Annotated in this window: 21 protein-coding genes, 5 tRNA genes, 2 pseudogenes and 1 riboswitch; of the genes and pseudogenes, 5 read left to right on the top strand and 23 right to left on the bottom strand. The window is 60.4% G+C overall.

From position 1 onward, the window contains the following. Positions 1–9 precede the first annotated feature (9 nt). Positions 10–1,200: a DNA cytosine methyltransferase gene (locus RC54_RS09645; RefSeq protein ID WP_208652673.1), complete on the top strand. Its 1,191-nt coding sequence runs from the start codon at positions 10–12 to the stop codon at positions 1,198–1,200. On the opposite strand, the gene RC54_RS25090 is transcribed toward RC54_RS09645, so the two are convergent. Continuing rightward, the gene (locus tag RC54_RS25090; protein ID WP_156481262.1) at positions 1,169–2,194 is read right to left on the bottom strand and encodes a hypothetical protein; all 1,026 of its coding nucleotides are present in this window, start codon (positions 2,192–2,194) and stop codon (positions 1,169–1,171) included. The two genes, RC54_RS09645 and RC54_RS25090, sit on opposite strands and share 32 nt — an antisense overlap. A gap of 136 nt (positions 2,195–2,330) precedes the next feature. On the opposite strand from RC54_RS25090, the gene RC54_RS09640 reads away from it, so the two are divergent. Next, positions 2,331–2,729, top strand: coding sequence for a type II toxin-antitoxin system HicB family antitoxin (locus tag RC54_RS09640; protein ID WP_061788791.1), 399 nt, complete (start codon positions 2,331–2,333; stop codon positions 2,727–2,729). A gap of 84 nt (positions 2,730–2,813) precedes the next feature. Here RC54_RS09640 and RC54_RS09635 read toward each other — a convergent pair whose 3' ends face one another. Continuing rightward, the gene (locus RC54_RS09635) at positions 2,814–3,011 is read right to left on the bottom strand and encodes a hypothetical protein (protein WP_231739056.1); all 198 of its coding nucleotides are present in this window, start codon (positions 3,009–3,011) and stop codon (positions 2,814–2,816) included. Between the two features lie 303 nt (positions 3,012–3,314). Between RC54_RS09635 and RC54_RS09630 the strand changes: the two genes are divergently transcribed. Next, the gene (locus RC54_RS09630; protein WP_017450866.1) at positions 3,315–3,875 is read left to right on the top strand and encodes a DUF2242 domain-containing protein; all 561 of its coding nucleotides are present in this window, start codon (positions 3,315–3,317) and stop codon (positions 3,873–3,875) included. A 123-nt stretch (positions 3,876–3,998) separates the two neighbouring features. Here the strand turns inward: RC54_RS09630 and RC54_RS09625 are convergent, their stop codons facing one another. The 10 genes from RC54_RS09625 to RC54_RS09580 form a co-directional block, all read right to left on the bottom strand. After that, the gene (locus RC54_RS09625; RefSeq protein ID WP_058895167.1) at positions 3,999–4,325 is read right to left on the bottom strand and encodes a hypothetical protein; all 327 of its coding nucleotides are present in this window, start codon (positions 4,323–4,325) and stop codon (positions 3,999–4,001) included. Positions 4,326–4,506: 181 nt separating this feature from the next. After that, positions 4,507–5,010 (bottom strand): 6,7-dimethyl-8-ribityllumazine synthase, encoded by a 504-nt coding sequence (locus tag RC54_RS09620; RefSeq protein WP_061788790.1) that lies wholly within the window; start codon positions 5,008–5,010, stop codon positions 4,507–4,509. Positions 5,011–5,104: 94 nt separating this feature from the next. After that, positions 5,105–5,272, bottom strand: a riboswitch (FMN riboswitch). 80 nt (positions 5,273–5,352) lie between these two features. Beyond that, on the bottom strand, positions 5,353–6,993 hold the full coding sequence (ybaL, locus tag RC54_RS09615; protein ID WP_061788789.1) for a YbaL family putative K(+) efflux transporter: 1,641 nt from the start codon (positions 6,991–6,993) through the stop codon (positions 5,353–5,355). A 176-nt stretch (positions 6,994–7,169) separates the two neighbouring features. Beyond that, entirely contained in the window at positions 7,170–8,048 is an 879-nt protein-coding gene (htpX, locus tag RC54_RS09610; RefSeq protein WP_058895165.1) for a protease HtpX, read from the bottom strand. A gap of 187 nt (positions 8,049–8,235) precedes the next feature. Beyond that, the gene (locus RC54_RS09605; RefSeq protein WP_058895164.1) at positions 8,236–8,643 is read right to left on the bottom strand and encodes a hypothetical protein; all 408 of its coding nucleotides are present in this window, start codon (positions 8,641–8,643) and stop codon (positions 8,236–8,238) included. 324 nt (positions 8,644–8,967) lie between these two features. Continuing rightward, complete coding sequence (locus tag RC54_RS09600) at positions 8,968–9,939, bottom strand: GGDEF domain-containing protein (protein WP_058895163.1); 972 nt, start codon at positions 9,937–9,939, stop codon at positions 8,968–8,970. Then, positions 9,936–10,559, bottom strand: a complete 624-nt coding sequence (locus RC54_RS09595) for a chemotaxis protein CheC (RefSeq protein WP_058895162.1) — start codon at positions 10,557–10,559, stop codon at positions 9,936–9,938. The genes RC54_RS09600 and RC54_RS09595 overlap by 4 nt, the downstream gene beginning before the upstream one ends. Continuing rightward, the gene (locus tag RC54_RS09590; RefSeq protein WP_017450858.1) at positions 10,556–10,939 is read right to left on the bottom strand and encodes a response regulator; all 384 of its coding nucleotides are present in this window, start codon (positions 10,937–10,939) and stop codon (positions 10,556–10,558) included. Before RC54_RS09590 ends, RC54_RS09595 begins: the two co-directional genes overlap by 4 nt. A 226-nt stretch (positions 10,940–11,165) precedes the next feature. Continuing rightward, the gene (locus RC54_RS09585) at positions 11,166–11,321 is read right to left on the bottom strand and encodes a YbdD/YjiX family protein (RefSeq protein WP_244216487.1); all 156 of its coding nucleotides are present in this window, start codon (positions 11,319–11,321) and stop codon (positions 11,166–11,168) included. Then, on the bottom strand, positions 11,254–13,212 hold the full coding sequence (locus RC54_RS09580; protein ID WP_279635705.1) for a carbon starvation CstA family protein: 1,959 nt from the start codon (positions 13,210–13,212) through the stop codon (positions 11,254–11,256). Before RC54_RS09580 ends, RC54_RS09585 begins: the two co-directional genes overlap by 68 nt. On the opposite strand from RC54_RS09580, the pseudogene RC54_RS09575 reads away from it, so the two are divergent. Together RC54_RS09575 and RC54_RS25705 are read left to right on the top strand one after the other, a co-directional pair. Next, positions 13,175–14,101: pseudogene (locus RC54_RS09575) on the top strand (sensor histidine kinase); the annotation flags it as partial. The gene RC54_RS09580 and the pseudogene RC54_RS09575 sit on opposite strands and share 38 nt — an antisense overlap. A gap of 113 nt (positions 14,102–14,214) precedes the next feature. After that, a pseudogene (locus RC54_RS25705) lies at positions 14,215–14,337 on the top strand (LuxR C-terminal-related transcriptional regulator); the annotation flags it as partial. A 3-nt stretch (positions 14,338–14,340) separates the two neighbouring features. On the opposite strand, the gene RC54_RS09565 reads toward RC54_RS25705, so the two are convergent. From RC54_RS09565 to uvrC, 11 genes are all read right to left on the bottom strand, one after another. Then, positions 14,341–14,958, bottom strand: a complete 618-nt coding sequence (locus RC54_RS09565) for a histidine phosphatase family protein (protein WP_061788788.1) — start codon at positions 14,956–14,958, stop codon at positions 14,341–14,343. 4 nt (positions 14,959–14,962) lie between these two features. Then, positions 14,963–15,790, bottom strand: a complete 828-nt coding sequence (locus tag RC54_RS09560; RefSeq protein ID WP_061788787.1) for an adenosylcobinamide-GDP ribazoletransferase — start codon at positions 15,788–15,790, stop codon at positions 14,963–14,965. Then, complete coding sequence (gene cobT / locus RC54_RS09555) at positions 15,783–16,817, bottom strand: nicotinate-nucleotide--dimethylbenzimidazole phosphoribosyltransferase (protein WP_058895157.1); 1,035 nt, start codon at positions 16,815–16,817, stop codon at positions 15,783–15,785. The genes RC54_RS09560 and cobT overlap by 8 nt, the downstream gene beginning before the upstream one ends. A gap of 151 nt (positions 16,818–16,968) precedes the next feature. Then, positions 16,969–17,943 (bottom strand): chemotaxis protein, encoded by a 975-nt coding sequence (locus RC54_RS09550; protein ID WP_017450850.1) that lies wholly within the window; start codon positions 17,941–17,943, stop codon positions 16,969–16,971. Between the two features lie 261 nt (positions 17,944–18,204). Continuing rightward, positions 18,205–18,280: transfer RNA gene (locus tag RC54_RS09545), tRNA-Gly, on the bottom strand. A gap of 52 nt (positions 18,281–18,332) precedes the next feature. After that, positions 18,333–18,408, bottom strand: a tRNA-Gly gene (locus tag RC54_RS09540). Between the two features lie 52 nt (positions 18,409–18,460). Beyond that, positions 18,461–18,536, bottom strand: a tRNA-Gly gene (locus RC54_RS09535). An 11-nt stretch (positions 18,537–18,547) separates the two neighbouring features. Then, positions 18,548–18,621: transfer RNA gene (locus RC54_RS09530), tRNA-Cys, on the bottom strand. Positions 18,622–18,773: 152 nt separating this feature from the next. Continuing rightward, positions 18,774–18,849: transfer RNA gene (locus tag RC54_RS09525), tRNA-Gly, on the bottom strand. A gap of 58 nt (positions 18,850–18,907) precedes the next feature. Next, positions 18,908–19,507, bottom strand: coding sequence for a CDP-diacylglycerol--glycerol-3-phosphate 3-phosphatidyltransferase (pgsA, locus tag RC54_RS09520; RefSeq protein ID WP_017450849.1), 600 nt, complete (start codon positions 19,505–19,507; stop codon positions 18,908–18,910). A gap of 124 nt (positions 19,508–19,631) precedes the next feature. Continuing rightward, on the bottom strand, positions 19,632–21,497 hold the full coding sequence (gene uvrC, locus RC54_RS09515; protein ID WP_061788786.1) for an excinuclease ABC subunit UvrC: 1,866 nt from the start codon (positions 21,495–21,497) through the stop codon (positions 19,632–19,634). Positions 21,498–21,506: the final 9 nt, after the last annotated feature.

Genomic DNA, 21,506 nt, shown 5'->3' with positions numbered 1-21,506 from the left:
GAGTAATCTTTGAAACGATTTGACGGCTTGGGAATGCAGTCATGTGGATATCTGGATAATTCACGCGACACGATTGCCGAAACAGCGAAAAACATTGGCTACAAAGCTATTGAATCCTTTTGCGGTCCAGGAGGAATGAGTCTAGGGCTGAGCTGGGCAGGTTTCGATGTCGCAGTCTCATTTGATGTTGATGCTCCATCAGTAGCCACCCACAACAGAAACCTCCCCGGCCATTGTTTTGTTGGGGATGCGAGAAAAGTCACAGGCAAAGAGCTAATGCACCTTGCCGGAGTAAAGCCCGGTGAACTCGCGTTGTTCGCTGGTGGGCCACCTTGCCAAGGATTTTCAAAACAGCGCAGAGGTGGACATTTAGGCGATGAACGGAACGACCTCGTTCTGGATTACATTCGCCTCGTTGAAGAAATTAAACCAAGGTTTTTGTTGTTTGAGAACGTAGCCATATTTGGTCAACTTCGAGGCAAACGCTATTTAGCTGAGATGCAGGAACGCCTGTCGAACTATCATTTGGTTCCCCATTTTTACAATGCTGCTGACTATGGGTTGCCGCAAACCCGAGAACGATTCATCGTAGTAGGCGAACGCCGAGATCAAGAGGGAGACTTTTCAATACCGCTTCGAACAGTAGCAAAGTGGCGCACCGTTGGAGAAGTCCTCAGCGACTTACCTGAGCCGCCACTTGACTATTCTGTACACCCACTTTTTGCAAATCATCAACGAGCAAAAGTAACTGCAATCAACATTGAGCGCTTCAGCCACGTTCCTCAAGGAGGGGGGTGGCGCAATATCCCTGAGCATTTAAGACTACCTTGCCATCAAGGCGTAGATCCTTCTTCTGGTGGCTGGCCCGATGTATATGGTCGCCTACGTTTTGACGGTCAGTGCCCAACAATCACGGGTGGCTTCGACAGCTTCACCAGAGGCAGATATGGGCATCCGACTCAAGATAGGCCAATTACGCCGCGAGAAGCTGCAAGAATGCAGGGTTTTCCCGACTCCTTTGTTTTTGAAGGAAACCGTGGAGACGTCCGCTCTCAAATTGGAAATGTAGTTCCACCGCCTCTCGCAGAAGCGGTTGGAATTGAGGTTTTGCGTGCTTTACTCATCTCGGACGGTTACCTAAGCCCTGATATGAAGATACACACAACGGCTAGACAGACGGAGCTCGATTTAGTTGAGTAACGATCGCCGCCAAGCCAGAGGTTAATAACGCCCCAAGGGATTGGACTGGAACGACCTCACGCCTACCAAGGGTCATGTAGCGCTCCGGCGGATCTAGGTAATAGATACCGCCGATTCTTGCTAAATGCCTTTGGAAAAGTGCAATAGTTCCTGGCACACATATTTCGTTTACTCTGCGATCCTTATCCGATCTTTGCGTTTCGCTTACGCACATTAGCAAAGAGATATATCTCCCTGCGCCAAACACACTATCTAATATTCGTTGATGTGCGAAAGGCTGGACAATACGCTCCCTGGTAGTGATTTTTGCTGGAATAACGATCCCTTTTCCATCGAAATCAAAAACAATATCTGTCGCCACTTGCGATATGTCGGACCGTTTTCCCTCTTCCGCCTCTTCCTCCGCACCTACTCCTTCGTCACTAAGCACAGCATCAATTTCATTATCCAAAGATAGTTCTTCTTCTGTCACCTCCAGGCTCTGCGCGATATCGCTTACCGCTGCAACGGATTGAGCTACTTCCGTTGGGAGCGGAATGTGTTTTGTTCGCCGTGTAGCGTCGGGCAGTATTAGTCCAATCAGTGTTCCAAGTACTACTTCAAAATAAGTGCCCGGTGTTTTCCGACTTTTTGGTTTCCAAATATCGATACAGACGCAAAATGACACAACGGCGTTGTAAACCGTTTTAGTTACCTGCTCCTCTGGCAGAGTGAAGCACTTCTCTTCTCGGTTCGCAGATTGAAGTAGTTGATCCCAAAGGGATGAAAACTCATCTTCAGTGATTATTTGATTGGTTAGAAATGGACGAGACTTATTCCTCCCGACGTAAAATATCGTGTATCTCTTGCCCAATGGACCGCCCCACTCCATCTTCCTAGCGGTTCTCATATGTCGAATACATGCAAGGACAATCGCCTTTATGTCATCGCGCGGATCCTGATATGCATCATATTTTTTCTTAGCCCTTTTGAAATGCTCCAGCAGTTCTTCCACTAGTGTTCCTTGAGTGATATAACCCCGGGGATTGAAATGCCGTGCTTTACTTTTCACCACAGACTTTAAGTAGCATTTTTACAAACACTACCAAGCTATTTCGCATAAAGCGCACTGACGTAGTACCAAATAAGTCATGCTCTATGCCATCTACGTCCACAAGGACGCCCACAGTGCCTATGGCGCCACCTTCCCCGATTTCCCCGGCTGCTTTGCCGGAGCGGACGAACTGCAACTCCTGCCCGCAGCCGCGCAGGAAGCAGTGGAGGCGCATTTTCACGGGGAGGCCGAGCCCATCCCTAGCCCGAGCGCCCCTGAAGACTGGGCCGACGATGAACACTTCCAGGGTGGTTATTGGATGCTGGTGGAAATCGATCTGTCGCGCGTCAACGCCAAGGCGGTACGGCTCAACGTCAGTCTGCCGCAGGGCCTGGTGACGCGCATCGATGCCGTGGCACAGGCACGACGCATGTCGCGCTCGGCCTTCCTGGCCCTGGCGGCCGAGCACGAAATGCAGGCCGGGAGCCGTCGATAGCAAATAGGTGGGACTCGAAACGGGGGGAGTGAGCAGTCACCAGGTCACTCGCCCGGTGCTACAAAGACAAAGGCAAGACCAGACTCAACGCTTGAGCAACTCCAGCGCATCCTCGGCCACACTACGCAGATTGGTGATGGTGGCATTGAGATCAGCCAGTTCGGCTGCAGTGGGCGGCTGATCCATGCCGTTCTTGACCAGCGAAGCCTTGATGATCGTCGCGGCCATCTGCCACGCAGCCCGGTTGTGCGCGTCAACCAGTTCCTTCTGGATACGCTCCAATTCCGCTTTCTGATTTTTGTCCATTATCGTTAACGAGGCCGTATGCGAATTTGCTCAGCTTGCTGCGCAGATTCATGATCGTCCCGATGGAAGACCACTCCCTAGAAGCGCCTAACAATACTTTCAGTCAAGCAATTCCACAAGTGATTTTATCTTCCCTCGACTGACTTGCAAGCTTCTTCACTTCCGCTCTTGGCAGATGGTAAGGCTTCTGTTACCGATCTTTACCAACTGTGCAAACCCTGATGCGGGTGAATCCTTTACAATTCACGCCACCGTTTTCTGTCGCTGGAGATCCGCCGCATGTCGCGCTCGCGTTTTTCTGTTCCGTTCTACCTCGCCGCCGCTGTTTGTCTGGGCCTGTCCGCCTGCTCCACCGGCAAACCCGCTTTCTATCACCAGGAAGAATTCAGCGATACCAGCGCCTTCTCACGTAGCTTCCCCGGCAGCGAAAAAGCGGTCTGCGAAGCGGCGCGGCGCGCCTTGCTGGGCCAGGGCTATGTCATCAGCAAATCGACCGACAATACCCTGGATGGCAACAAGAGCTTCCAGCCGGCCAGCGACAAGCACATGGAAATCGCCTTCCACGTAGTCTGCGCCTCCAACGGCAATGGCAAGAGCTCGACCATGTTCGCCAGTGCCACCCAGGATGGCTACGGCATCAAGAAGAGCAACAGCTCGGCCAGCCTGGGCGTGAGCGTGCTGGGCTCGGTCTCGATGCCCTTTGCCGCCAGCGATGATTCGATGGTGCGCGTCTCCAGCGAAACCATACGCTCGCCCGATTTCTATGACCGCTTCTTCGGCGCCGCCGAGCGCTACCTGCTGGTCGATGTCGATGATGACACGGCACCGGCCAAGAAATAAGCGGAGAGGCAGAGTTCAGAAGTCAGAACTCTGACATATAGACCTCAGAGCTCTGAACTGAGATACAACAATGGCGGCCGCAGCCGCCATTTTTTTCATCCCGACAAGACAACATCAACCGGTTCAACGTCCCCAGTAATAGCCTGGCGGCGGTGGCGGCGGACGATGCCAGTGGCGGTGGTGGCCGCGATAATAGTAATCACGCTCCACGTACACCGGGGCCGGATTGACGTAGTAGACCGGAGCCGGACGCACATACACCGGCGGCGGAGGCGGCGGCGCATAGATCGGGGCCGGTTGCACATAGACGGGCGGGGGCGCCACGTAAGCACCCGGCACGCCGATGTTCACACCGATGGAGACATGCCCGGCCATGGCCGGTGCTGCCCACAGGCCGGCGCAGGCGGCGAAGACGGTCATGCCGGCAATCATGGGAATGGACTTGTTCACGATAGCTCCTCGTTGTTCTGACGTATTTCTGCAATGCGTAGCGTGACTATATGCCCAGCAAGCTGACAACTCTAGGCAAAAGCCGTAAGGGTTGTAAGCAAATGCTTCACCAATGTTAATCAAAATGTGAAGAAAATTACCCGTCGGCACCAGCCTCGCCCCGGCCCGCCTCACTCCTGCTTCAGGCCGCGTTCAGGCTGCGAGCTGCGCGCACCTCCGCCAGCTTGGCCACGGTGCTGGCGCAAGCCTGTGCCGCCTCACGTCCCTTGACCAGGAAATGCGCGTGGAAGTAGTCGTGATGTTCGCTATGGGCATGGAAGTGATGCGGCGTCAGCACGGCCGAGAAGACCGGCACTTCGGTCTCCAGCTGCACTTGCATGAGCGCCGAGATGACCGATTGCGCCACGAAGTCATGGCGATAGATGCCGCCATCGACCACCAGGCCGCTGGCGACGACGCCGGCATACTTGCCGGTCTTGGCCAGCACCTTGGCGTGCAGGGGGATTTCGAAGGCGCCCGGCAGCTCGAAGAAATCGATGCTGGACGCGGGCCAGCCCAGCTTGGCCATTTCTTCGGTGAAACCGATACGGCACTGGTCGACGATATCCTTGTGCCAGCTGGCCTGGACGAAGGCGATACGTTGCGCGTGGTGGGAAGGAACGGCAGACAGATGCGTTTGCGACATGGTTCAGGACTCCTGTTCGATGAATAAACAGGGCGTGGGAATGCACGGCCGTGCGCGCACTGCCACAGCAGCAGCAGGTGCGCGACACCGGACATCCCGTTCTCTTTCATCCGGACTATGACCGTCGGCCCTGGAATCACACCAGGTCTGCTGACCCCGATCTGCACACTGGCAGGCCGGGCGCTCGCGGGCTACAGACGACGTCGGGCGACGCCGTTTGATTACCGCCGGTGGGGAGTTACACCCCGCCCCGAGAACTTGTTGCCGCGCAGCGAAGCCCTGCTCCGCTGCGACAGCAGCCGCGACTGTAGCACGGCAAGAAAAATGCTGCAGGCCGCCAGCTCAGTTGGCCTGCTCCACCATCTCCAACATGCCGCGGGCAATCTCGCGCTCGCCCATGATGACGCGCTGGGCGCCATGCTTTTCCAAGTGCTCGATCTCGGCATCGGAATGGGCGCGGGCCACCACCTTCAGGCCGGCATTGAGTTCCAGGGCATTTTCGATCACCTGCCCGGCCTCGAACACTTCAGGGATCGCCACCAGCAGCCAGCGCGCCCGCTCCACCGCTGCCGCCTTCAGCAATTCGCTCTGGGCGGCATTGCCATAGAGCGCCGGCACCCCATCCTGGCGCAAGGCATCCAGGTTCTCGCGTTGCGCCTCGATCACCACGAAGGGCTTGCCCTGAGCGCGCAACTGTTCGCCGATGCCGCGCCCGACACGGCCATAGCCGACCAGCACCACGTGATCCTGCAGCGCGACCGTGGGCGGCACGTCGCTCACATCGGCCGGCTTGGGCTGGCGTGCTTCATAACGGTCCAACAGCGAGAACAGCAGCGGATTGAGGAGGATGGACAGGATCGCCCCGCCCAGGATCAGGTCGCGCGCCATCGGCGAGAGCAGGTCCAGCGACAGGCCGAGTGTAGCCAGGATGAAGGAAAATTCCCCGATCTGGGCCAGGCTGGCCGAAATCGTCAGCGCAGTGCTATTGGGGTGACCAAATGCGCGCACGATCAACCACGCTGCCAGCGACTTGCCGACCACGATGATCAAGACGGTCGCCAGCACCAGCAACGGTTCACGCAAGACGATGGAAGGATCGAACAGCATCCCCACCGAGACGAAGAACAGCACCGAGAACGCGTCGCGCAGGGGCAGCGATTCCTCGGCGGCGCGGTGGCTCAACTCGGATTCGGAGAGGATCATGCCGGCAAAGAAGGCGCCCAGCGCGAACGAGACCCCGAACACATAGGCCGAGCCCAGTGCAAAGCCCAGCGCGATGGCCAGCACCGCCAGGCGGAACAGTTCGCGCGAGCCGGTATCGGCAATGCGCTCCAGGATCCAGGGAATGACGCGGCGCCCGACGATCAACATCACGGCCACGAAGGCCACCACCTTGCCCAGCGTCAGGCCCAGGGTCAGCAGCACGGCACTGCCGCTCAAGGCTTCGCCCTTGCCGCCGAGGATGCCCGAGAGCGCCGGGATCAACACCAGCGCCAGCACCATGGCGATGTCCTCGACGATGAGCCAGCCCACGGCGATGCGGCCGCGCTGGGTTTCCACCAGGCGACGCTCCTGCAGTGCCTTGAGCAACACCACGGTGCTGGCCACGGACAGCGCCAGGCCGAACAGGAAGCCCTCGCCGAACGGCCAGCCCAGCATCCAGCCCAGGCCCATGCCGAGCAAGGTGGCAATGGCGATCTGGGCGACTGCGCCGGGAATGGCGATGTTCTTGACCGATAGCAAGTCCTTGAGCGAAAAGTGCAGACCGACGCCGAACATCAGCAGGATCACCCCGATCTCGGCCAGTTCCTGGGCCAGGTCGGCATCGCCCACGAAGCCGGGTGTAAAGGGACCGATGGCAATGCCAGCGACCAGGTAGCCGATCAAGGGCGGCATTTTGAGACGATGGGCCAGGGTACCGAAGATGAAGGCCAGTACCAGGCCGGCGACAATGGTGGCGATCAAGGGGGTGTGATGAGGCATCAGTCAGGCGTCCTTTCTGGAGTGGATGAATTGAGTGGAGATGACTGGAAACGACCTCGATGCGGCCCGCACAGACTAACACGGGGCCGCACTTGGTCAGCCGGAACGACAGCAACGACCTCCGCAGGCGGTGCTTGGCGTGACACCGCCTGCGGACGGATCATCAGGTCAGCGCATCAACGCGCCGACTGCAACGCGGCGATGCGCGACTCCAGCGGCGGATGGCTGGAGAACAGGCCCAGCCAGGACTGGCGCCCGGAGATACCGGAAGCTTGCAGATTCTGCGGCAAGCCATCCGCTTGCAGGCCACCCAGGCGACGCAGGGCATTGATCATGGGCGTCCTGGAACCCATCAGCGAGGCCGCGCCGGCATCGGCGCGATATTCACGCTGGCGCGAGAAGTACATGACGATGATGCTAGCCAGGATGCCGAAGACGATTTCGCAGACGAACACGGTCGCCATGTAGGCGATGCCGGGGCCGGAATTCTCTTCGTTGTTACGACGCAGGAAGGAATCCACGAAGTAGCCGACGATGCGCGCAAAGAACATCACGAAGGTATTGACCACACCCTGGATCAGGGTCAGCGTGACCATGTCGCCATTGGCGATGTGGGCCACTTCGTGGGCCAGCACGGCCTCCACTTCGTCCTTGGTCATGCTCTGCAACAGACCGGTGGACACCGCCACCAGCGAATTGTTCTTGCTGGCGCCGGTAGCAAAGGCGTTGGGCTCGCCGTCATAGACCGCCACTTCCGGCATGGGCAACTGGGCGCGTGCGGCCAGGGTCTGCACGGTCTGCAGCAGCCACAGTTCGGTGGAATTCTGCGGTTGCTCGATCACCCGCGCGCCGGTGGACCACTTGGCGATGGTCTTGGACATGAACAGCGAGATGAAGGAACCACCAAAGCCCATCAGGCCACAGAACACCAGCAACATGCCCAGGTTCAGGCCATTGGCGGTAAGGTAGCGGTTCACGCCGAGCAGGCTGGCGGTGAAGCTCAAGACCAGCATCACGGCCAGGTTGGTAACGAGGAACAGAACAATGCGTTTCATGGTTTTTCCTGTAGAAGGATCCGAAGTCCGTGCGGACCAGCCAGCACGGCGGACAAGACATAGGTCAGAGCAATCAGGGAAAGGAAGCGGCCAGTGCCCCAACCTCAGATATCAGACATCTGTGATCTGAGTTCAGAGATCAGAGATCAGAGCGCGCAGCAAGGCAACCACCCGCCGCGCGGGCCGCTCAAGCCAATGGCGGAGGACGCAACTGGTCGCGCAGGTAAGACGACCAGTTCAAGCTTGCCGTCAAGGCGTGGGGAAACGGATACCAGTGCAGTCCGAGCGTGGCGATGGCAGTGGGCAAGCCAGGCTCTTCCAGCTCGCCCTGGGCGCTGGGCTGGTCGTCGTCCTGGTTCGTGCCCGGCATGTCGCTGCCGGCCTGTAGGGCGTCATGCGCCTGGGCGTGCAGCCCCTGTTCTGCCGCGGCAAGGGCGTGGCAGGCTGACTGCGCCGGCTGAGCCAGCTCGGCCTGCCAGGCTGAGTGGACTTCCAAGCCCTGCTGCAATTGCTCGCGCAGCCGTGACTCGCCCGTGGCTGCCAGCAATTGCAGCGGGATCAGGAAAGTCAACAGCAGAAGCAGCAGTCGGCGCATCAAATCCTGTCGGCGTGAAAAAACAAACGGAAAAATGAAATCAGTGAGACAAACCCGACCATGTCAGCATTTTGTCAGTAGCTTCGGCCCGGCATTATACGCAAAATCGGTGCCACGCCACGCCCACTGCTGCTCCCCGGAAAGCAGACCGTGCGGCAAGTTATCCACAAAAGCTGTGAACAAGCCTGTTGATAAACGCTCTGACCGTTTCTGACATGCTTGCTCAGCAAGGGTTTCCAATAAATTGCCCTTGTTTTGGACAAAACTGACAAAATTTCCTTCATGCATTGTGATTTGGCAATGAAGGATAAAGTGAGCAAACCCTCAATCGATGGCCACCACCTTGTTGCGTCCGCCCAGCTTGGCGCGGTACAGGGCGGCGTCGGCTGCGGCCATGAGCAAGCGGCCATCCTCATCCTCTTGCACGACACGGGTGCACACGCCCACGCTGATGGTGACGCGATGCTCGACCAAAGATTTGGCGTGCGGCTCATCGAGTTGGTAGACCGCCTGGCGCAGGGCCTGGCCGAGCTCGGCCGCCTGCTCGTGCGTAAGGTCTTGCATGAGCAGGATGAATTCCTCCCCGCCATAGCGCGCCAACAGGTCACCCGGCTGGCGCAACTGGCCACGTAGGGCCGCAGCCACGCCCTTGAGCACATGGTCGCCGGCGCCGTGGCCGTAATGGTCGTTGTACTGCTTGAAGAAATCCACGTCGATCATGAACAGCGACAGCGTCCCAGCCTGCTCGCGTGCACGCTGCAAGGCTTGCGCATAGTGTTCATCGAAATGGCGTCGGTTATGGATGCCGGTCAAGCCATCGGTGCCGGCCTGGCGCTTGAGCGCTTCGGAATGCGAGCGCAGCATCTTTTCGCGGCGCACCGAGTTGCTGGCATCGCTGATCTGGATCAGGCACAGGCGCTCGCCATCGTGGTTGTCGATGGGCGTGAGCACCACCGACTGCACCATGCGCGCAGCCGCCATATCGCTGCCCGCCACCGGCTCCAGGTACAGCGGCAGCGGCGAGCGGTGCAAGGCGCTGGAGAGCACGGCCGGCAAGCCGTAGCCGAGGGTGTTGTCGAGCGCACGCAGCAGTGCCGGCGAGAGCGGCTCGGCAAACAGGCTGGTCAGGCGCGCCTGGAGTGCCTGCTGCGCCGGCACCCCGCTATAGCGGGCCACCCAGGCGTTCCAGAGCAGCACGGTCCAGTCCATGTCCAGCATGATGAGACCACCGTTGAGATGGTCATAGACATCCTCTGCGCGAAAACGCAGCCCTCCCCCACTGCCGATACCCGTCATGCCAGTCCGATCTTGCCCAAGTAGCGCCGCACATGTTCCACCAGCGCGTGCAGCGAGCCGGAACTGAGCAGGAAGATCAAGTGGCCATCGGTCTGGTGTTTCTCGATGACCAGATCGATATGCAAGACCAGCACGTAGCTGTCGCCGCTCTGGCGGGTGGCCAGGCGCGAGGATATATCCTCGGGCGTGGACACCAGGTACTGCGGCAGGGAGCTGTTGAGGGTGATTTCCAGCATATCGGCCATGGCCGACAGGCAGGCGTTGAGGATGATGTTGCCCAGTTCGCACATGGCTTCGCGCTCGAACTCGGCCAGTTCTTCCAGGCTCATGGTCGAGCCCATCATGTCGCGCACGATGGCCAGCGCCCGCTCTTCGGTAAACAGCAGCACCGCCTCGGCCTCGAAGGGTCCGCCGAAATTCTGGCTCACGGTGGCAAAGCGACCGGGTGCGCGCGGCAGCACTTGTTCGTTGATGGCGTCGGTGCGCAGCACTTCCACCGAGGGTACGGTCAGGCGTACTTCATCGCCCACGATTTCAGACAGGCTTTGCGCCGCACGCCCGGCGCCGACGTTGAAGATCTCGGTCAGGGCATCGCGCTCGATGTCATTGAAGATGCTCACCACTCGCCCCGAAAATGGCGCAGAGCCTGGGCGATCGATTTTTCGGTGACTGGCTTGGCGACGAACACGGCACCCAGTTGCTGGGCGCGGGTCTGCACGGCTTCCTGGACGTTGGCCGAGAAGATGGCGATACGCACCGCAGGATGCGACTGCAGGATCTGTGCGGCGGCATCGGTGCCCAGCATACCGGGCATGTTGATATCCATCGTGCAGAAGTCCGGCGCGCCTTGCTGCACCTGCCGGATCGCCTCCTCGCCATTGGCCGCTTCACTGACTTGCCAATCTGGATGCACCGCCAGTACGTGGGCCTTGATGACCATGCGCGAGACCTTGCTGTCATCGACGATGAGGAGGGTCTTGCCGGGTTCCTTGCTTGACATCTTTTATCACCTTGACCATCAAAAAACTGAAAAATGCTGACATCTTGTCGCATATTCCAAGATGATAAATTAAAAATAATTTATATCGTATGCGTAATTCCTTATGTGAACTAATCCGCATCATTGAAAGCGCAAAAAAACGCAAAAACCGGCCCGCGCAACGACGCGGACCGGCCGGTTTTCCAGAATTTGCGCAGAAGCCATTGCACACAAGAAACTTCATGCTTCAACAGCAGCGCCCCACCCGCCCCTTGCCGCCATAGCGGGCTTCCTGACGTTCGCGGAAGAATTCTTCATACGTCATCACAGGCAGCTCAGGGTGGGCCTGTTTCATATGGGCCACGTAGGTATCGTATTCGGGCATCCCGACCATCAGGTTCAGGGTGCGCCCGACCTAGCGCCGCCAGGCCAGCGTCGATGTAGTCATTGAAGATCACCTGACGCATCTGTTCGATCGACTTGGCCGGGGCCAGCAGCTTGCCCTCATCCAGCGCCGCCTGGTACTTGCGGGCATGGGCCAGGAAGCCCACGCGCGCATTGGCATCGAACACCTTTTGCCAACCGGCGCTCAGGGTGCAGATCAAGAGCCAGGTGGTCGGTACCACCGTGACCCAGGCAAAGCGGTCACGCTTCATCTTGAACAGCACGCAGGTGGCCAGGATCAGGGCGATACCGGCCAGCATCTGGTTGGAGATGCCAAACAGCGGCCACAAGGTATTGATGCCGCCCAGCGGATCGACCACGCCCTGGTACAGGAAGTAACCCCAGCCGGCTACGCACAAGTCGGTCGCCGTCAGGCTGGCGGCCCAGGAGTAGGTGCGCTTCATCGGCGGGATAAAGGCGCCCAGCAGGTCTTGCAGCATGAAGCGACCCGCACGGGTACCGGCATCCACGGCGGTGAGGATGAAGAGCGCCTCGAACAGGATCGCGAAGTGATACCAGAAGGCCATCATCGCCTCGCCGGTCACGCCGGAGAGGATCTGCGCCATGCCCACGGCCAGCGTGGGGGCGCCACCGGCACGCGAGATGATGGTGTGTTCGCCCACGGCCTGGGCGGTGTGGGTGAGCATCTCCGGGGTGATATGGAAGCCCCATTGCGAGATCACCTGCGCCACGTTCTCGGGCGTGGTGCCGATCAGCGCGGCCGGGCTGTTCATGGCGAAGTAGATGCCGGGTTCGATGCAGGAGGCCGCGATCAGGGCCATGATGGCCACGAAGGATTCCATGAGCATGGCACCATAGCCGATGAAGCGCGCGTGCTGTTCGTTTTCCAGCAGCTTGGGCGTGGTGCCCGAGGAAATGAGGGCATGGAAACCCGAGACCGCACCGCAGGCAATGGTGATGAACAGGAACGGGAACAGCGAGCCCGACCACACCGGACCGCTGCCGTCGATGAAGCGGGTCACGGCGTGCATCTTCAGATGCGGGGCAATGAAGATGATGCCCAACGCCAGGGCGGCGATGGTGCCGATCTTGAGGAAGGTCGACAGGTAGTCACGCGGGGCCAGCAGCAGCCACACCGGTAGCACCGAGGCGACGAAGCCATAGCCGATCAGCATCCAGGTCAGTTGCTTGCCGTTGAAGCTGAACAATTGGCCCAGCACCGCGTGTTCCTGCACATACTGGCCACCGACGATGGCCAGCATCAGCAGCACGAAACCGATCCACGACACTTCACCGATGCGGCCCGGACGCAGGTAGCGCGAATAGACGCCCATGAAGAGCGCAATGGGAATGGTCGCGGCCACCGTGAAGGTCCCCCAGGGCGACTCCGCCAGGGCCTTGACCACGATCAGCGCCAGCACCGCCAGGATGATGACCATGATCATGAAGGCGCCGAAGAGCGCAATCACGCCCGGCACCTGGCCCAGTTCGGACTTGATCAGGTCGCCCAGCGAGCGGCCGTCGCGGCGGGTAGAGATGAACAGCACCATGAAGTCCTGCACCGCACCGGCAAACACCACCCCGGCCAGGATCCACAACATGCCCGGCAGGTAGCCCATCTGCGCGGCCAGCACCGGGCCTACCAGCGGACCGGCACCGGCGATGGCGGCGAAGTGGTGGCCGAAGAGCACGTATTTGTTGGTCGGGACGTAGTCCAGGCCATCATTGAATTTGTAGGCCGGCGTCATGCGCTGACCATCCAGGCCCAGCACGCGCTGGGCGATGAACTTGCTGTAGAAGCGATAGGCGATCAGGTAGACGTAGACCGACGCTACCACCAGCCACACGGCATTAATCGATTCGCCGCGCTGGGGCTGGGTGATCGGCACCGGGATCTACCTGGATGACGTGGAGGCGGCGCTGGCCCAGGTGGACCACCAGAATTCCGGCTACCTGCACCAGACCATGCTGCTGATTGCGGCCATCGCCCTGGCCAGTGCACTGGCCGTGGGCCTGGCCGGCTTGCTGCTGAACCTGAGCGAGCATCGGGTCGCCGATGCCAAACTGCGCCAGTTGGCCCAGCGCGTGGTGCACTCGCAGGAAGAAGAACGGGCGCGTCTGTCACGTGATCTGCACGATGGCATCAGCCAGTGGCTGGTCTCCATCAAGCTGCAGATCGAAGCCGCGCTGGAACGCCTGCGCGGCACGCCCGAACAGGCTGCGCAAGCGCGGTCGGGCTTCGAGAAAACCGCCACCCAGATCAATGGCGTGCTGGCCGAAGTGCGCCGCATCTCGCACGATCTGCGCCCGGCCCTGTTGGACGACCTCGGCCTGGCAGCGGCCTTGGAGCATCTGTGCAGCGAATGGCGTGACAGTGCCGGCAGCGGTGCCGGTAACACGGCTGCGGCCACGCAGATCGTCTTCGAAAGCGAGGGCAAGCTCGGTGACGGTACGCCCCTGCCCGAGGTGGTCAACACGGTGCTCTTTCGGGTAGCGCAAGAAGCGCTCACCAACATCGCCCGTCATGCCGGCGCCAGCCAGATCCGTATGCGCCTCTATGGCGGCTCCACCCTGCTGATGCTGCAGGTCCAGGACAATGGCTGCGGCTTCGACCTCGGCCGGGTCGACGATCACTCGCGCAACGGCATCGGCCTGCGCAACATGCGTGAGCGCATGGAAGCGGTGGGCGGCGAACTGGCCATCGATTCCTCGGCCGCCGGCACCCGCATCAGCGCCATCATTGCCCGTTCCTCCCTCTTGCAGCCACCTCATGTCTGACGCCCTCCCCCTGCCCGAGCCGACCCGCATCATGCTCATCGACGATCATCCCCTGGTACGCGACGGCCTGCGCGCGCGACTGGAAACCGTGCCCGGCCTGCAAGTGGTGGCCGAGGCTGGCGTTGAGCGTGCGCACGGTGGAAACCCATCGCCTCAACATCAAGCGCAAGCTCAACATCGATGGCCAGGCGGAATTGATCAAGTTTGCAGTGGAATCGCGCGGTGCGGGCACTTGATGCTTAACGCTGCTGGGCCATGGAGAGGTCCAGCGGCAGCACCTGGGCGTAGGGAATCTCCTGGCGCTGGGCGACGGCGCGCAAGGCGATGTCGTCAAATATCTGAGGAGTAGAGGCAGGCGCGCTCCCCTGCGCTGCGCGCCATGCCGCACAAGCCTGCAACATGCGGATCGAGCCGGCATGACAGATCACGATGGCGCCGGGCGCCGGCTGGGCGAGCAGGCTGGCAAACGCCTGCCACATGCGCTGCGCCACCGCCAGCAGGGTCTCGCCGCCACCCGGCGCATGGTGCAGCAGGTCGGCATTCCAAGCTTCGACCTCGGCCCAAGGGATGTCATCCCAGGGGCGCAATTCCCAGTTGCCGAAATCCATTTCCTGCAAGCGCGGTTCCAGCGCGGGCGCCGGCCACGACAATTGCTCGACCAGGGCCTGGGCCAGATCGGCGCAGCGCCGCAGCGGGCTGCTGACCATCGCCAGGCCGGGCGGCAAAGCTTGCAGTGCGGGCAGCAATTGCGTTACGCACTGCGCCAGCATGGCGGGCGCCACGGCGATGTCGCTGCGGCCATAGCAGGTGTGCTTGTCCAGCAGCGGCTGCGGATGGCGGATCAGGTAGAGCTGCATGGATTCAATGAGGCCACCAGCCCGGCAGCGTCGCCAGCGCCCCCAGGTAGAAAGCGGCCTCGCTCAATTGCTGGACCGCGCCCAGGCCGTCGCCGGTATAACCACCCAACCGTCGCTGCAAACGCCGCGCCAGCCAGACCGTGGCCAGCACGGCCAGCACGATACCGGCGACGATGCGCTGCCAGGCCATCATCCCCAGCGCAATCACACCGATCACCGGCAGCGCGGCACAGACCAGGGCCAGCAGAAATTCGCCATGCCCCATGTGCTGCGCCAGCGGCTTGGCCTTGCCCTCTTGGCGCACGTAGTCCATGCGCCAGATCAGGCAGGTGGCCAGCCAGCGCGACAAGGGATGGGCCATGCCCAGTGCCGCCAGCACCTGCAGGGGCAGCAGCGCATTGAGCGCAGCCACCTTGATGGCCAGCAGCAGCATGATGCCCAGCACGCCATAGCTGCCCAGACGCGAATCGCGCATGATCTCCAAGGCCCGCTCGCGGCTGACCGCCCCACCCAGGCCATCACAGACATCGGCAAAGCCATCTTCGTGGAAGGCACCGGTGAGCCAGATGCCCACTGCGGTCGAGAGCAGCACGGCCAGCGTGTGCGGCCAGAACTGCACGGCCAGCAGGTAGACCAGGGCGCAGACCCAGGCCACGATCCAGCCCACCAGCGGAAAGTAACGCGTGCAGCGCTGCAGCCAGTCGTTCTGGAAGCCGACCCAGCGCGGGATCGGCAGTCGTGTGAAGAATTGCACCGCGATAAAGAACAAACGCAGCTGGTACAGCACTCCCTGGCGGGATGGCGCGGGGCGAGTGAAGTTTTCTTCAACCATGCTGCTTGCTGACGCTGGCCGAAGAAAAGGTGGCCATGCGTTCCAGGAAATTCACCGCCGAGCGCAGCAGCGGCAGCGCCAGTGCCGCCCCGGTGCCCTCGCCCAGGCGCAGGTCGAGCTGCATCAGCGGATGGGCGCCCAGATATTGCAACATGCGGCGATGACCCGCCTCATCGGAGCAATGCGAAAACACGCAGTACTCCAGCACGGCCGGCTGCAAGGCCTGGGCCACCAGCAGCGCCGAGGTGACGATGAAGCCATCGATCAACAGCACCATGCGCCGCTGGGCCGCGCGCAGCATGGCGCCGGTCATGAAGGCGATCTCCAAGCCGCCCAGGGCGGCCAGTCGCTCCAGTGGCGTGTGTGCCTGCGCATGTAGGTGCAAAGCGCGGGTAATGGCATCGGCCTTGCGCGCCATGCCCTGGGCATCCAGGCCCGCTCCGGCGCCCACGCAATCGGCCACGGCGCTGCCGGTGAAGGCGGCCATCAAGGCGGCCGCGGCAGTGGTGTTGCCGATGCCCATTTCGCCAAAGCCCAGCACGTCCACTTCCAGCGCATCGACGAAATGGATACCGGCCTGCAGCGCAGCTTCGCACTGCGCCATGGTCATGGCCGGACCCTGGCAGAAATTGGCGGTGCCCGGCGCGATCTTGCGGTCGACCAGGCCGGCACGCTGGCCGAAGTCGTGATTGACGCCGGCATCGACGATGTAGAGCGCACATTGATTCTGGCGCGCGAAGACATTGATGGCGGCGCCCCCGGCCAGGAAATTCTCGACCATCTGCCAGGTCACGCTCTGCGGGTAGGCCGATACGCCCTCGGCAGTCACCCCATGGTCGCCGGCGCAGACCACGATGGCCGGCTGGCGCAGGCTGGGGTGCTCGCTGCCCTGGATCAGGCCGATCTGGCGCGCCAGACGCTCCAGTGCACCGAGGCTGCCCAGGGGCTTGGTCTTGTCATTGATGCGTGCGTCCAGGCGCGCCGCCAGGTCGGCGTCATGAGGGGAAACGAGGGTGGGAATCTGCATGGAATCGGGCTTTGCACCGCAGCGCGCGGCAGGATCAAGGGAGCCACAGTATACGAGATCGCAGGAGGAACAGAAGATGGCAAGGGCAAAAACAAAGGGAGTCCGCAGACTCCCTTTGGCTCCTTTGGGCTGATGACGTGGGTGCCAGCGATCAGGCCTTGGCCATGTTCTTGTCCAGCACGCCATAGATGGTCGCGGCCAGTTCATTGGCTTCGAACTTGGCCACATAGGCGTCACCGCCCACCCCGCGCACATGGTCCTCGTTGGCCGAGCCGGAGAGCGAAGAGTGGATGATCACCGGGATGTTCTTCAGGAAGTCTTCGCGCTTGATGTTGCGGGTCAGCGTGAAGCCATCCATCTCCGGCATTTCCAGGTCGGTCAGCACGAAGGAAATCTTCTCGGAAATGGGCTTGCCTTCGGCGCGTGCTTCGGCCGCCAGTTTCTGGATCTTTTCCCAGGCTTCCTTGCCGGTGACATGCATCTCGAAGGGAATCTCCATGGCCCGCAAGCCTTGCTCGATGAGCGAGCGGGCCACCTTGGAATCGTCGGCCGCAATGGCCACCGCACCAGGGCGCATTCCATGGCCGGCGCTCTTTTCCAGGTTTTCCATCTTCATGTTGCGGTCGCTGGGCATGATCTCATGCAGGATCTGCTCCACGTCCAACACCTGGGCCAGGCGGCTGGTGTCCTTGTCATGGTCAAGGCGCGCGATGCTGGTGACGAAGGCGCCACCGCTGCTGGTCTCGGCCGACAAGACCTGGCTCCATTCCAGGCGCACGATCTCATCGACCGATTCCACCGCAAAGGCCTGGGTACTGCGAGCGTATTCGGTCACCAACAGGATGTTCAAGCCGGTCTTGGGGACACAGCCCACCACCGCCGGCAGGTCGATCACCGAAATGATCTGGCCGCGGATGTTGACCATGCCCAACATGGGCGAGTGCGTGCCGGCGGCCTTGGTGACCGGCGGCATCGGTACGATTTCACGAATCTTGAAGACATTGATCCCAAACAGCTCGGAGCGCTCGCCATGTGGATCCGCCCCCAGGCGGAACAGCAGCAGCTCGAATTTGTTGGATGCGGTGAGATTGGTTCTTTCGTCAATCTCTTTCTGGAAACTATCCATGGCCCCTCCCCCGGATTGAATAAATGTGACAGGCGAAGGCCTGCTTCAGCAATGTAGTGGGGAAACATGGCGGTGGCAATAATGCAATCGCAGATAGTCGACTTTTTTGACTATTTGCAAGACAAACCGCGCAGAAATACCACGTCAGGGGAATGACAGGATGTGTCCCGGAGAAACCGGTGCCGGCGATTCCAGCACTTGATCACCGGAAGATGGGAGCACAAATGAAAAAAGGAAGCCCGAAGGCTTCCTTTTTCAACTTGGAGCGGGAGAAGAGTCTCGAACTCTCGACCTATACCTTGGCAAGGTATCGCTCTACCAACTGAGCTACTCCCGCATGGGAACTGACATCTACTGCAACAGGAAGCCGAAGCCGCCTGCCTTGAAACTGGAGCGGGAGAAGAGTCTCGAACTCTCGACCTATACCTTGGCAAGGTATCGCTCTACCAACTGAGCTACTCCCGCATGGGAACTTACTTTTACTGCAACAGGAAGCCGAAGCTGCCTGCCTTGAATCTGGAGCGGGAGAAGAGTCTCGAACTCTCGACCTATACCTTGGCAAGGTATCGCTCTACCAACTGAGCTACTCCCGCATGGAGCGTTCTGGAGGCGGGGGTCGGGATCGAACCGGCGTAGACGGCTTTGCAGGCCGCTGCATAACCACTTTGCTACCCCGCCTTGGGGACACGCATACTACCTAAAACACGTGTTGTTTGCAAACATCTTTTTTGACTTTTTTCGACTTGCGCCGTAGTCAAACTTTCAATGCTCGCTCACCTATCACAATAAAAAAAGGAAGCTTTATTAGGCTTCCTTTTTTCCAAGTAACCTGGAGCGGGAGAAGAGTCTCGAACTCTCGACCTATACCTTGGCAAGGTATCGCTCTACCAACTGAGCTACTCCCGCATCGAAAACAGAACGCTATTATAAGGCAGCGTTGGTATTTGTCAACTATCGATCTTAATTATTTAATTATTTTTTTCCTGTTCTCGGCATCGGCATCCTTGATCATGGGCATCGCCTTCTGCAGGTAGTACAGCATCGACCACACCGTCAGCACCGCTGCCACCAGCAACAGCAGATGGCCCCACAGGCGCGTATCGATCACCCCGAACAGGCTGTCGTAGTACAGCAGCATGGGGATGGCGATCATCTGCGCGGTGGTCTTGATCTTGCCCAGCGAACTGACCGCCACCGACTTGGAAGCGCCGATCTGGGCCATCCATTCGCGCAGCGCCGAGATGGCGATTTCGCGGCCGATGATGATGAAGGCGATCACCGGATGCACGCGCCCCAGGTGGATGAGCACCAGCAAGGCGCCGGTGACCATGAGCTTGTCGGCTACCGGATCGAGGAAGGCGCCGAAGGCGGAGGTCTGGTTCCAGCGGCGTGCCAGGAAGCCGTCGAACCAGTCGGTGGCCGCGGCCACGATGAAGATGGCGGTGGCAGCAATGCCCTGCTCGTAACGGTTCAGCCCGATCTCGGGCAGATAGTAGACACCGACAACCAGGGGAATGAGCGCTACCCGCAACCAGGTCAGCAAAATCGGAATATTGAAAGGCATACGTCTTGGAGGGGTTGGAGCGGCGTACACGAAAAAAAATTTACCGAATAGTAGCAGAGTCATCCCCTGCTGCGCCCGCCTTTACGTTGGCCGATGCCAATCGGCACAGCCATATGCCGACCATTCAGTGCAATTGGCGATAGATTTCCTCGGCCAGTTGGCGCGAGATGCCTTCCACCGAGGCCAGCTCATCGACACTGGCATCGGCCACCCCACGCAGGCCGCCAAAGCGCACCAGCAGGCGCTGGCGGCGCTTGGCACCGATGCCTTCGATCTCTTCCAGGCGCGAGCTCTGGCGTGCCTTGGCGCGCTTGGCACGCATTCCGGTGATGGCAAAGCGGTGCGCTTCGTCGCGGATCTGGGCGATGAGCATCAATGCCGCCGATTCCTTGCCCAGTTCCTTGGGCGCGCGGCCATCGGCAAACACCAGGGTTTCCAGGCCGACCTTGCGCCCTTCGCCCTTGGCCACGCCGACGATGAGGCTGATGTCCAGGCCCAGTTCGGTGAGCACCTGGCGCGCCATCTCGACCTGGCCACGGCCACCGTCGATGAGCACAATGTCGGGCATCACGCCCTCGCCATTGGCGACCTTTTCATAGCGGCGCGTGAGCACCTGGCGCATGGCGGCGTAATCATCGCCGGCGGTGATGTCGTTGATGTTGTAGCGGCGATATTCGCCGTTCTGCATGGCGTGGTGATGGAACACCACGCAGGACGCTTGCGTGGCCTCACCTTGCGTATGGCTGATGTCAAAACATTCGGCGCGCAGTTCGTCGAGGTCTTCGCGTTCCAACTCCAGCACCTCGGCCAATGCCCGCGTGCGCGCCTGTTGCGAGCCTTGTTCGGAGAGCAGCCGCGCCAGCGCGATCTCGGCACCTTTGGCGGCCATCTCCAGCCACTGGCGACGCTGGCCCTGGGGCTGGAAGGTCAGCGCGATGCGATGACCACACTGCTCCATCAAGGCCAGCATCAGCGCTGGATCGTCGAATTCGGTACCGACGATGAGCGAGCCGGGGATGAACTTGTCGATGTAGTGCTGGGCCAGGAACGCCTTGAGTACCTCGACTTCGATGCTGTCCTCGGCGGTATCCATCGCATCATCCACATGCGTGGGAAAGTAGGCGCGATCACCCAGGTGACGGCCACCGCGCACCATCGCCAAGTTCACGCAGGCACGACCGCCCTGCACTACCACGGCGATGATGTCGATATCGGCGTCGCTCACCGTTTCCATGCTCTGCTGGTGCAGCACGCTGGAGAGCGAGCCGATCTGGTCGCGCACGGCGGCGGCCTGCTCGAACTTGAGATCGGCGGCGAAGGCGTGCATCTTCTGCTCCAGCGCTTGCATCACTTCACTCTGGCGACCGCGCAGGAATTTGGCAGCGTTCTCCACGTCGATGGCGTAATCCTCGCTACTGACCAGGTTCACGCAGGGACCACTACAACGATGGATCTGGTGCAGCAGGCAAGGCCGGGTGCGATTGGCGAAAACGGTATCTTCGCAGGTACGCAGCCGGAACACCTTCTGCAGGATCTGGATCGATTCCTTGACCGCGCCGGCATTGGGGAAAGGCCCGAAATACTGGTTGCGCTTGTCCACTGCGCCGCGATAGTAGGCCATGCGCGGGAAGGCGTGGCCGGTCAGCTTCAGGTAGGGGTAGGACTTGTCGTCGCGAAAGAGGATATTGAAACGCGGACGCAGCGTCTTGATGAGGTTGTTTTCCAGCAGCAGGGCTTCGGCTTCGCTGCGAGTGACCGTGGTTTCCAGGCGCGCGATACGTTCCACCATCATGGCGATGCGCGGGCTGGTCAGGGTCTTCTGAAAATAGCTGGAGACGCGCTTTTTCAGATCGCGCGCCTTGCCCACGTAGAGCACGTTGTCGTCAGCGTCGAAGTAACGATAGACGCCCGGCAGGTGCGGCAGCCGGGCGACCGTCTCCAGCACGACCTCGCGCGGGTCGGGGAGCGGGGAAGCAGGAAGTTCGGACATGAGAAAAAA

Origin of the sequence: Herbaspirillum rubrisubalbicans (assembly GCF_003719195.1) — a bacterium.
Classification (GTDB): domain Bacteria; phylum Pseudomonadota; class Gammaproteobacteria; order Burkholderiales; family Burkholderiaceae_D; genus Herbaspirillum; species Herbaspirillum rubrisubalbicans.
The sequence above is the reverse complement of the archived record's forward strand: the minus strand, read 5'-3'. Positions and strand labels throughout refer to the sequence as shown.